We start from the raw sequence: 12432 nt of genomic DNA on the forward strand, positions 1-12432 counted from the left end.
GATCGGCGCGCAGCGCCGAGACGGATGAGGGGTGTTGGAAGGAATGCCGTCCGAGCCAAGCTGGAGCACCCCTCATCCGTCGCCTTCGGCGACACCTTCTCCCACAAGGGGAGAAGGAAGAGACGCTGCCGCTACGCGCCGCTCAAGCCCCCGCGCTATACGCCGCAATCGCTGCCATGTTGACGATGTCCGAATCCTTGGCATTCAGCGAGACGATCTGAACCGGCTTGTTCAGGCCGACCAGCAGCGGGCCGATGACGGTCGAGCCGCCGAGCTCCTGCAGCATCTTGGTCGAGATCGAGGCCGAGTGGAAAGCCGGCATGACCAGCACATTGGCCGGGCCGGTCAGCCTGATGAACGGATACTGCGCCATGGCGCGGGCGTTGAGCGCCACGTCGGCGGCCATCTCGCCGTCATACTCGAAATCGACGCGGCGCTTGTCGAGGATGCGCACCGCTTCCTGGACGCGCTCGGAGCGCTCGCCCTGCGGATGGCCGAAGGTCGAATAGGCGAGCATGGCGAGCCTCGGCTCGTAGCCCATGCGGCGGGCGAAGCCGGCTGCCTCCTCGGCGATGTCGGCGATCTCGACGGCATTCGGCATGTCGTGCACGGCGGTATCGGCGACGAGCACGGTGCGACCCCGCGCGAGTACGATCGACACGCCGATGACGCAATGGCCGGGCCTTGCGTCGATGACGCGGCGGATGTCGTCGAGCGCCGTCGAATAGTTGCGGGTAACGCCGGTGACGATGCCGTCGGCATCGCCCAGCGCCACCATGCAGGCGGCGAAATGGTTGCGGTCGTTGTTGATCAGCCGCTGGCAGTCGCGGAACAGGAAGCCTTTGCGCTGCATGCGCTCGTAGAGATAATCGGTGTAGACCGAGTTGCGCCGTGACAGCCGCGCATTGATGATCTCGATGCCTTGCTTGCCGAGATCGATGCCGGCGTTCCTGGCGTTTTCCTTGATGATGTCGTCGCGGCCGAGCAGGATGGCGGTGCCGAGCCGCTGGTTCACGTAGGAGACGGCGGCGCGCATCACCTGCTCCTCCTCGCCCTCGGCAAAGACGATGCGCTTGGGCTGGCGGCGCACCCGGTCGTAGATGCGCTGCAGCGTCGAGGCGATCGGGTCGCGGCGGGCGGAAAGCTCCTGCGCGTACCGGTCGAGATCGAGGATCGGCTTGCGGGCGACGCCGGAGTCCATCGCCGCCTTGGCGACCGCGATCGGGATCGCCGATATCAGCCGCGGATCGAACGGCACCGGGATGATGTAGTTGGGGCCGAATTTCGGCCGGTTTCCCTGGTAGGCGGCGGCGACGTCGTCGGGCACGTCCTGGCGCGCCAGTTCCGCCAGCGCCCGGGCGGCGGCGATCTTCATGTCGTCGTTGATGGTGGTCGCCCGCACGTCGAGCGCGCCGCGGAAAATGTAGGGGAAGCCAAGCACGTTGTTGACCTGGTTGGGATAGTCGGACCGTCCGGTCGCCATGATGGCGTCGGTGCGGATCTCGGCGACTTCTTCCGGCGTGATTTCGGGGTCGGGATTGGCCATGGCGAAGATGATCGGGTTCTTGGCCATCGACTGCACCATCCTGGTGGTCAGCGTGCCTTTGGCCGAGAGGCCGAGGAACACGTCGGCGCCGTCCAGCGCCTCGGCCAGCGAACGCGCGCCGGTTTTCACGGCGTGCGCCGATTTCCACTGGTTCATGCCTTCGGTGCGGCCCTGGAAGACCACGCCCTTTGTGTCGCACAGGATGATATTTTCTGGCGCAAAGCCCATCGCCTTCATCAATTCGATGCAGGCGATGCCGGCAGCACCCGCGCCGTTGCAGACCATCTTGGTGGTCTTCATGTCGCGGCCGGTGACCTCCAGCGCATTGATCAGGCCGGCGGCCGAAATGATGGCGGTGCCGTGCTGGTCGTCATGGAAGACCGGTATGTCCATCAGCTCGCGCAGCCGCTGCTCGATGATGAAGCATTCCGGCGCCTTGATGTCCTCGAGGTTGATGCCGCCGAACGAGGGCCCAAGGAAGCGCACGCAGTTGATGAATTCGTCGGCATCCTCGGTGTCGACCTCGAGGTCGATGGAATCGACATCGGCGAAGCGCTTGAACAGCACCGCCTTGCCTTCCATAACCGGCTTCGAGGCCAGCGCGCCGAGATTGCCGAGGCCGAGGATGGCGGTGCCGTTGGAGATGACGGCGACCATGTTGCCGCGAACCGTGTAGTCGAAGGCGCGGCTCGGATCCTCGGCGATGGCGAGAACCGGAACCGCGACGCCCGGCGAATAGGCCAGGCTGAGATCGCGCTGCGTCGCCATCGGTTTTGTGGCGACGATCTCCAGCTTGCCGGGGCGGCCCATGGCGTGGAATTCCAACGCCTCCTGGGCGCTGACGGAGGGCCCGTTGCTTTCTGTTTTCTTGGCCATGGTACTTTTGGTTTCCTCGCCCGTACGGCACCGCTTGCGATGGGTGCGCATGCTTTCTTTTGTGGAAGGTTCGGGATTAAGGCTACACTTCGCCGCTGTAAACCGCCAAGCATGGCTTGCAAAATTTTGGAAGCAGCTTCTTGAACGACGAGACGCCCATTCGAAGCGACACCGCCACGCCGGCCTTCGCGCCGGCGACGCCGATGATGGAGCAGTATATCGAGATCAAGGCGGCGAACCCGGATTCGCTGCTGTTCTACCGCATGGGCGATTTCTACGAGCTGTTCTTCGACGATGCCGAGAAGGCAAGCCGGGCGCTCGGCATCGTGCTCACCAAGCGCGGCAAGCACCAGGGGCTCGACATCCCGATGTGCGGCGTGCCGGTGCATGCCGCCGACGATTATCTGCAGAAGCTGATCGGCCAGGGGTTCCGCGTCGCTGTCTGCGAGCAGATCGAGGATCCGGCCGAGGCCAAGAAGCGCGGCGGCAAATCGGTGGTGCGCCGCGACGTGGTGCGGCTGGTCACCCCCGGCACTATCACCGAAGACAAACTGCTGGCGCCGTCGGAATCGAGTTTTCTGATGGCGCTGGGGCGGGTCAAGGGCGGCAGCAGTGATCACGCTTTCGCTTTGGCCTGGATCGAGATCTCGACCGGTGTCTTCCGTGTCGCCGAAACCACCGCCGACCGGCTGCTCGCCGATGTCTTCCGCGTCGATCCGCGCGAGCTGATCGTCGCCGAACCGGTGTTTTACGACCCGGAGCTGAAACCGGTGTTCGACGTGCTCGGCCGCGTCGCCAGCCCGCAGCCGCCGTCGCTGTTCGATTCGGCTTCGGCCGCCGGCCGCATCGCCCGCTTCTTCGAGGTGGCAACGCCTGACAGTTTCGGCACGTTTTCGCGCGCCGAGCTGTCCGCGATCTCGGGCGCCATCGCCTATGTCGAGAAGACGCAAAAGGCCGAGCGGCCGCCGCTGTCGCGGCCGGAGCGCGAGGAGCAGGGATCGACGCTGTTCATCGACCCGGCGACGCGCGCCAATCTGGAGCTGCTGCGCACGCTGTCCGGCAGCCGCGAGGGGTCGCTGTTCAAGGCCATCGACCGCACGGTGACCGGCGGCGGCGCAAGGCTGCTCGCCGACCGGCTGATGGCGCCGCTGACCGACCCGGCGGCAATCGCTGCAAGGCTGGATTCGGTATCGTTCTTCCGCTCCGAGACGCGCCTCTGCCAGGCGGTGCGGGCCAGCCTGAAGAGCGTCGCCGACATGCCGCGCGCCCTGTCCAGGCTGGCGCTCAACCGCGGCGGCCCGCGCGACCTCGGCGCGCTGCGCGCCGGTTTCGAAGCGGCCGGCGCCATCGCCGAACTGTTCGGCCAAACCGCCTTGCCGGGCGAACTGACCGCGGCGTTGGGAGCTATCAAGGCACTGCCGAGTGAACTGGCGACGCATCTGGCGCAGGCGCTCAGCGACGAGCTGCCGTTGCTCAAGCGCGACGGCGGCTTCGTCCGTTCCGGCTACCACGCCGAACTCGACGAGATGCGGGCACTGCGCGACGAGTCGCGAAAAGTCATCGCCGGGCTGGAACGCTCGCTGATCGACGAGACCGGCATCCGCTCGCTGAAGATCAGGCACAACAACGTGCTGGGATATTACATCGAAGTCACCGCCAACCACCATGCGCTGATGACCGGCAGCGATGGCGCCAAGGCGCGCTTCATCCATCGCCAGACCATGGCCAACGCCATGCGCTTCACCACTACCGAACTTGCCGAACTGGAAACCAAGATCGCCAATGCCGCCGACCGGGCGCTGGCGATCGAGCTTGCCGCTTTCGAGGCGCTGACGGCCGAAGTCGTCGGCCAGGCCGACACGATCCGCGCCGGCGCCGAAGCGCTCGCGGTGCTCGACGTTTCGGCCGCACTTGCCTTGCTTTCCGAAAGCGAGGCCTGGTGCCGGCCGCTGGTCGATTCGAGCCTTGCCTTCGAGATTTCGGGTGGACGCCATCCGGTGGTCGAACAGGCGCTGCGGCGCTCCGGCGAAGGCCCGTTCGTCGCCAATGATTGCGATCTGTCGCCGCAAGGCGATGCTAAGGCCGGCGCGATCTGGCTGCTGACCGGTCCCAATATGGGCGGCAAATCGACCTTCCTCAGGCAAAACGCGCTGATTGCCATCCTTGCCCAGACCGGCTCCTTCGTGCCGGCGGCATCAGCGCATATCGGCGTCGTCGATCGGCTGTTTTCGCGGGTCGGCGCCTCCGACGACCTGGCGCGCGGCCGCTCGACCTTCATGGTCGAGATGGTCGAGACGGCGGCGATCCTCAACCAGGCCGGCGAACGCGCACTGGTCATCCTCGACGAGATCGGCCGCGGCACCGCCACCTTCGACGGCCTGTCGATCGCCTGGGCGGCGGTCGAATATCTGCACGAGAAAAACCGCTGCCGGGCGATCTTCGCCACGCATTTCCACGAGATGACGGCGCTGGCCGGAAAACTGCCGCGGCTCTCCAACGTCACCATGCGGGTCAAGGAATGGGAGGGCGACGTGGTCTTCCTGCACGAGGTCGGCAAGGGTGCCGCCGACCGTTCCTACGGCGTCCAGGTAGCGCGGCTGGCCGGCCTGCCGGAAGCCGTCGTCGGCCGGGCCAAGGAAGTGCTGCACCAGCTCGAAGCCGGCGAGGTCTCGGGCAAGGCCAACCGTCTGGTCGACGACCTGCCGCTGTTTTCCGTGGCGGCGAAGCGGGAAGCGTCGAAGCCGGCGAAGAGTGATGGGCTGGGCAAAGCGCTAGCGGAGATCAATCCCGACGAGATGACGCCACGCGAGGCGCTGGAGGCGCTGTACAGGTTGAAGGGGATGGCTGGGAAGTAGTGCTTCTGCAATCGGAGCGGCGTCGCCGAAACCGCCGATCTCCCCCTCGTGGGGGAGATGTCCGGCAGGACAGAGGGGGGCGCTGTCCCACCGGCCTATCCGTCGATTGCATATGCATGGTTGCGTAGATCTTCGGCGCGCATAGGTTTTGACTGAAAGGTTAGCGATCCTTCCCGCCCCCCTCTGCCCTGCCGGGCATCTCCCCCACGAGGGGGGAGATTGGCAGCTTCACCCTCAGATCATCGCCAAACCACGCTTCCGCCTCGGCGGCGGGAAGGCGCGGTCAATTTCGGCCAAATCTTCGCTCGTGAGCTCGATCTCCAACGCCGCGACATTCTGCCGGACATGCTCGGCGCTGCTAGCTTTGGGAATCGCGATCACGCCCTCCTGCGCCACCACCCAGGCAAGCGCGATCTGCGCCGGCGTCGCACCGTGGCGAGCGGCGATGGCATCTAACCTGGCGTTGCGCGCCAATACCCCCTGATCGACCGGCGAATAGGCCATCAGCGGCATGCCGCGCTGCCGGCTCCACGGGGCGAGGTCGAACTCGACGCCGCGCTGCGACAGATTGTAGAGCACCTGGTTGGTCTGGACGTTGTTGCCGGCCGGCAACCGGACCAGCTCCTCCATCTCGCCGGTATCGAAATTGCTGACGCCCCAGTGGCGGATCTTGCCGGCTGCCTTTAACGCTTCGAACGCCTCTACCGTTTCCATCAAAGGCACGCTGCCCGGCCAATGCAGCAGATAAAGATCGATGCGGTCGGTGACGAGATGCCTCAGGCTGTTCTCGCAGGCCCGTTTGACGCCGGTGCGCGAGGCATTGGACGGTAGCACCTTAGAGACGAGGAACACTTCGTCGCGGCGACCGGCGATGGCCTCCGCCACCACCTCCTCGGCACCGCCGCTGGCATACATTTCGGCGGTGTCGATCAGCGTCATGCCGAGATCCAGCCCGAGCTTCAGGGCATTGGCCTCGTCGGCACGGCGGCGAGCGTCTTCGCCCATCTTCCAGGTGCCCTGGCCGAGCACCGGCACGGCTTCGCCGCAGGGCAGGGTGGTCGTTCGTATCGTCGATGGCATGGCATGCTCCAGTCAGGCGACATCATAGCCGCCAAAGCGAATCCAGGTGAAGCCTCTTCCCCGGATTCGCTCTGATAGCGTGATGCCTACTTCACCGGATGGGCGGCGAGCCAGTCCTGCATCTGCTTGATCTCGGCTTGCTGCGCGGCGATCACTGCCTCGGCCAGCTTGCGGATTTCCGGATCCTTGCCATTGGCGAGCTCGATCTTGGCCATGTCGATGGCCGCCTGGTGGTGCGGGATCATGCCGCGGGCGAAATCGACATCGGCATTGCCGGAATATTCGATCGCCATCATGTCGGTATGCATCTTGTCCATCGCCGCCTTATAGCCGTCGGTCGAGGGGCTTTGCGCGCCCATTGCGCCCATGTCGTGCTTCATCTCCTCGGCTTGTGCCGGAACACTTTCGAGGAAAACGGCAAGCAGCATTCCCGCCGCCATCATCAAAAGCACGATCTTCTTGGCCAAGGTCATTCATCGTCTCCTTATTCGAACAGGGTCTATCTGGAAGTTTTACTCAGAGTTTCAACGTCCTGAGCCGCAATGCGTTGGCGATGACCGAAACCGACGACAGGCTCATCGCCGCCGCCGCAATCATCGGCGACAGCAGCGTGCCGGTGAGTGGATAGAGCACGCCGGCAGCAACCGGCACGCCGAGCACATTGTAGAGGAAAGCGAAAAACAGGTTCTGGCGGATGTTGCGGATCGTCGCGCGAGCCAGCGTGCGGGCCCTGACGATACCGTTGAGATCGCCCTTGACCAGCGTAATTCCCGCACTTTCGACCGCAACATCGGCGCCTGTGCCCATGGCGATGCCGACATCGGCGGCGGCAAGTGCCGGCGCATCGTTGACACCGTCGCCGGCCATGGCGACGCCGGCACCGCCGGCACGCAATTCGTCGACCAGCGCGTTCTTCTGTTCGGGCAAGAGCCCGGCACGCACCGCGTCGATGCCGAGCTTGGCTGCGATGGCCTTGGCGGTGCGCTCGTTATCACCGGTCGCCATGACGATCTTCAGCCCACTGTCATGCAGCGCCTTGATCGCCTCGGCGGTGGTCGCCTTGATCGGGTCGGCAACGGCAACGAGACCGGCGAGCCTGTTGCCGACGGCAACGAACATCGCGGTCTTGCCGTCGGCCTGCAGCGCCTCGGCGCTGGCCTGGACCGATGCGGTATCGATGCCGAGATCGGCCATCATTGCGGCATTGCCGAGCGCCACTTTCTGTCCCGAGACCGTGCCAGAAACACCCTTGCCGGTGATTGCATCGAAACCGCTCGCGTCGGCAACCTTCAAGCCGCGTTCGCGGGCGCCTTCGACGATCGCCTCGGCCAGCGGATGCTCGGAGCCTTTTTCCAGCCCGGCGGCGAGCGCCAGCAGCTCGTCCTGTGCCATGCCTTCGACGGCAATGACGTCGGTCAGCCGCGGCCGGCCTTCGGTCAGCGTTCCCGTCTTGTCGACGATCAGCGTGTCGACCGAGGCAAAGCGCTCGAGCGCCGCCGCTTCCTTGATCAGCACGCCGGCATGCGCGCCGCGCCCGGTGGCGGTCATGATCGACATTGGCGTCGCAAGGCCGAGCGCACACGGACAGGCGATAATCAGCACCGAGACCGCCGAGACGATGGCAAAGACCAGGCTGGGTTCCGGTCCGACGATCGCCCAGGCGATAAACGCAATGATGGCAACCAGCACGACGGCCGGGACGAAGTAGAACGAGACGCGGTCGGCCAGCCCCTGGATCGGCGCGCGCGAACGCTGCGCCTTGGCGACCAGCTCGACGATACGCGCCAGCGTCGTTTCGGCGCCGATCTTTTCGGCGCGCATGACCAGCGAGCCGTTCTTGTTGAGCGTACCGCCGGTGAGGTTGTCGCCTTCGGTCTTTTCGACCGGCAGCGGCTCGCCCGTGATCATCGATTCGTCGATGGAAGAACGCCCTTCGAGCACAATGCCGTCGACCGGCACGGCATCGCCAGGCCGGACACGCAAGCGGTCGCCGGCCTTGACGGTTTCGAGCGGCACGTCGTTTTCGGAACCGTCCGCGCCGATCAGCCGCGCCGTCTTCGGCGCGAGGTCTAGCAGCGCGCGGATGGCCGAGCCGGTTTTCTCCCGCGCCTGCAATTCCAGCACCTGGCCGAGGAACACCAGCGCAACGATCACCGCCGCCGCCTCGAAATAGACCGGCACGGTGCCGTCATGGCCGCGGAACTGGTGCGGAAAGAGGCCTGGAAACAGTGTGGCGACGACGCTGTAGAGATAGGCTGCACCGACGCCGAGCGAAATCAGAGTCCACATATTGGGGCTGCGATTGAGGATCGAATCCCAGCCGCGGTGGAAGAACGGGAATGCCGCCCACAGCACCACGGGGCTGGCCAGCGCCAGTTCCAGCCAGACCTTCGCACGGTCATCGATGAAGGCCTGGAACGTCAGGCCGAGCATCGGCGCCATGGCGATGACCAGCAACGGCACTGACAGCACCGCGCTCACCCAGAAGCGCCTGGTGAAGTCGACCAGTTCGGGGTTCGGTCCCTCGTCGCCGGTCGGCACCCCCATCGGCTCCAGCGCCATGCCGCAGATCGGGCAGGAGCCGGGCTTGTCGCGGATGATTTCGGGATGCATCGGGCAGGTGTATTGGGTGCCCTTCGGCATCGCCTGCGGCGCCGGTCTGTCGCCGAGATACTTTGCCGGCTCGGCCTCGAACTTCGCTTGGCAGCCGGCCGAGCAGAAATAGAAGCCCCGGCCCTCGTGCCGCAAAAAGTGCCTGGCCGTCGCACGGTCGACGCTCATGCCGCAGACGGGATCGGTTGCGGTCAGGTATTTTTCGGGATCAGCGACGAATTTCGCGCGGCAGCTTTCGCTGCAGAAATGATAGCGGTGGCCGCCATGCTCGGCCGTCGGCTTGCCGGCGGCCGGATCGACGCTCATGGCGCAGACCGGATCGCGGACGACGGCGTCCGCGACGGCCGAGGCACCCTTTGCCGAGCAGCAACTGCCATGGGCGTGATGATGGTGGTCGGAATGCGTCATGGCGAAAGCCCCCTGAATTTCGATGTTGCGGCGGAGGTAGTGCTTCCAGTAACTGGAAGGTCAAGGGCTGTTTTCGATTTTTCGTGGGCCAAGCCCAAACTGGACCGGCCGCGGGCACGAGACGATCGTCCCGTTCCACGGCCGTGGAGAACGCATCCGTCCGCCCCATACCCAGCGCCGCGAAAACGCGCTATAGACGCCGCCAAAACGGCGAGGCCGAACGGCATTTATGGCAAGAATATCCCTTAAGCTCGAGGAACTGATCGACGGCGAAGCCTTGCGCCGCGAGATGACGGAACTGACCGCGGCCACGGCAGGCGACGGTTCCGGCAAGGCCGCGCGCAGCGGCGTTCTCAAGCTGCTCAAAGGCCGGCTCGCCGACGGCCGCGCGGTCGCCGAACGCATGCTGATGGACGATGGCAGCGGCACCGCCTGCGCCGCCCGGCTGTCGCATCTGATGGATGAGATCATCCGCGCGCTCTACGATTTCGCCGCCACCCATGTCTATCGCGTCAAAAACCCGTCATCGGCCGAGCGCATGGCGGTCGTCGCCGTCGGCGGCTATGGCCGCGGCACGCTGGCGCCGGGGTCCGACATCGACCTGCTGTTCCTGCTGCCCTACAAGCAGACGCCATGGGGCGAGCAGATCGTCGAGTACATGCTCTACATGCTGTGGGACCTGGGCCTGAAGGTCGGCCACGCCACCCGCAACATCGACGAGTGCCTCAGGCTGTCGCGCACCGACATCACCATCCGCACCTCGATCCTGGAAGCGCGCTTCCTGTGGGGCGAGCAAAAACTCTATGACGAGCTTTTGCAGCGCTTCGACCACGAGGTGGTGCGCACCACCGGCCCTGAATATGTCCAGGCCAAGCTTGCCGAACGCGACGAGCGTCACGCCAAGGCCGGCGAGAGCCGCTATCTGGTCGAGCCCAACGTCAAGGACGGCAAGGGCGGCCTGCGCGACCTGCAGACGCTGTTCTGGATCGCCAAATATTTCTACCGGGTGCGCACCGGCGAGGAACTGGTCGACAAGGGCGTCTTTACCGACGCCGAATACCGGGAATTCCAGAAGGCCGAGGACTTCCTGTGGGCGGTGCGCTGCCACATGCATTTCCTCACCGGCAAGGCCGAGGAGCGGCTGCATTTCGACATCCAGCGCGACATCGCCGAGCGGCTCGGCTACACCACCCATCCCGGCCTGTCGGCGGTCGAACGCTTCATGAAGCACTACTTCCTCGTCGCCAAGGATGTCGGCGACCTGACCCGCATCTTCTGCGCCGCGCTCGAGGAGGAGCAGGCCAAGCATGTGCCGGGTTTCAACCGCATCTTTCTCACCTTCTCGCGCCGCAAGCGCAAGCTCGCCGGCACGGCCGATTTCATCGTCGACAACCACCGCATCAATATTGCCGACGACGAGGTGTTCGAGCGCGATCCGGTCAACCTGCTCAGGCTGTTCTGGTTTGCCGACAAGCACGGCCTGGAATTCCACCCCGATGCGCTGAAGCTTTTGACCCGCTCTCTCGGCCTCGTCGGCAAGGCGCTCAGGCGCGACGAGGAGGCCAACCGGCTGTTCCTCGACATCTTGACCTCGGACCGCAATGCCGAGCTCAATCTGCGGCGCATGAACGAGGCTGGACTGCTTGCTAAGCTGATCCCGGACTTCGGCAAGATCGTCGCCATGATGCAGTTCTCGATGTACCACCACTACACCGTTGACGAGCATTTGATCCGCTGCATCGGCGTGCTGGCCGAGATCGAGCGCGGCGACGGCGAAAAGGTCCATCCGCTTTCCCACGCGCTGATGCCGGGGCTGAAGAAGAGCCGCGAGGCGCTCTATGTCGCCGTGCTGCTGCACGACATCGCCAAGGGCAGGCCGGAGGACCATTCGCAAGCCGGCGCCAGGATCGCGCGGCGCATCTGCCCGCATATGGGGCTCTCGCCGGCCGACACCGAAACGGTCGCCTGGCTGGTCGAGAACCACCTCGTCATGTCGATGACCGCGCAGACCCGCGATCTCAACGACCGCAAGACGATCGAGGATTTTGCCGCCATCGTGCAGTCGGTCGAACGGCTGAAGATGCTTTTGGTGCTTACCGTCTGCGATATCCGTGGCGTCGGGCCTGGTGTCTGGAACGGCTGGAAAGGCCAGTTGCTGCGTACGCTCTACTACGAGACCGAGCTTTTGTTGACCGGCGGGTTTTCGGAGGTGTCGCGCGCCAAGCGGACGGCGGCGGCGCGCGAGCAACTGGCCGAGGCGCTTGCCGACTGGCCGGAAAAGGCCCGCAAGCGTTATGTCGGCCAGCACTACGAGAACTATCTGCTGGCGGTCGATCTTCCCGACCAGTTGCGCCATGCCGAATTCATCCGCGAGGCCGATCACGCCGGCAAGAAGCTGGCCACCATGGTCAAGACTCACCAGTTCGAGGCGGTGACCGAGATCACGGTGCTGGCGCAGGACCATCCGCGCCTGCTTTCGGTGATTGCTGGCGCCTGTGCTGCGGCCGGCGGCAACATCGTCGACGCGCAGATCTTCACGACCTCGGATGGTCGGGCGCTCGACACTATCCTGATCTCGAGGGAGTTCGACCGCGACGAGGACGAGCGCCGCCGCGCCGAGCGCGTCGGCCGGCTGATCGAGGACGTGCTGTCGGGCAAGAGCTGGCTGCCCGAAATGATCGAAAAGCGCACCAAGCCACGGCGCGGCGCCAAGGTTTTCCGCATCCCGCCGCGCGCCGAAATCCGCAACGCGCTGTCGAACCGGTTCTCGGTGGTCGAGGTCGAGGGGCTGGACAGGCCGGGCCTTCTGTCGGAGATCACCGGCATGCTGTCGGACCTGTCGCTCGACATCGCCTCGGCCCACATCACCACTTTCGGCGAAAAGGTCATCGACACGTTCTATGTCACCGATCTCACTGGCCAGAAGATCGACAGCCCGTCGCGCACCGCGACCATCCGCAACAGGCTGATCGCGGTGCTCGAGGGCACGGCGTCCGAGCGCGGCAAGACCAAAACGGCCGCCGAGTGACTGTTACCTTCCATTTGCCCCAATCG

The 12432-nt window shown here is 65.0% G+C and carries 6 protein-coding genes; 2 read left to right on the top strand and 4 right to left on the bottom strand.

Features of this window, described 5'->3' with window-relative positions; translation table 11 throughout:
• Positions 1 to 142 precede the first annotated feature (142 nt).
• Entirely contained in the window at positions 143 to 2422 is a 2280-nt protein-coding gene (locus tag AC0L2X_RS18910) for an NADP-dependent malic enzyme (protein WP_473562102.1), read from the bottom strand.
• Positions 2423 to 2625: 203 nt separating this feature from the next.
• Between AC0L2X_RS18910 and mutS the strand changes: the two genes are divergently transcribed.
• Positions 2626 to 5277 carry a DNA mismatch repair protein MutS gene (gene mutS, locus AC0L2X_RS18915; protein WP_473562108.1) on the top strand — a complete coding sequence of 884 codons (2652 nt, stop codon included), beginning with the start codon at positions 2626 to 2628 and terminating at the stop codon, positions 5275 to 5277.
• 234 nt (positions 5278 to 5511) lie between these two features.
• Here mutS and AC0L2X_RS18920 read toward each other — a convergent pair whose 3' ends face one another.
• The 3 genes from AC0L2X_RS18920 to AC0L2X_RS18930 form a co-directional block, all read right to left on the bottom strand.
• Entirely contained in the window at positions 5512 to 6357 is an 846-nt protein-coding gene (locus tag AC0L2X_RS18920; RefSeq protein ID WP_473562103.1) for an aldo/keto reductase, read from the bottom strand.
• Positions 6358 to 6443: 86 nt separating this feature from the next.
• A complete protein-coding gene (copM, locus tag AC0L2X_RS18925) occupies positions 6444 to 6830 on the bottom strand; it encodes a CopM family metallochaperone (RefSeq protein WP_473562104.1) in 387 nt (128 codons plus the stop codon).
• Positions 6831 to 6873: 43 nt separating this feature from the next.
• Positions 6874 to 9378 (bottom strand): heavy metal translocating P-type ATPase, encoded by a 2505-nt coding sequence (locus AC0L2X_RS18930; RefSeq protein ID WP_473562105.1) that lies wholly within the window; start codon positions 9376 to 9378, stop codon positions 6874 to 6876.
• A 229-nt stretch (positions 9379 to 9607) separates the two neighbouring features.
• On the opposite strand from AC0L2X_RS18930, the gene AC0L2X_RS18935 reads away from it, so the two are divergent.
• Positions 9608 to 12406 (top strand): [protein-PII] uridylyltransferase, encoded by a 2799-nt coding sequence (locus AC0L2X_RS18935; protein ID WP_473562106.1) that lies wholly within the window; start codon positions 9608 to 9610, stop codon positions 12404 to 12406.
• Positions 12407 to 12432 lie beyond the last annotated feature (26 nt).

This window comes from Mesorhizobium sp. WSM4828 (genome assembly GCF_055811175.1).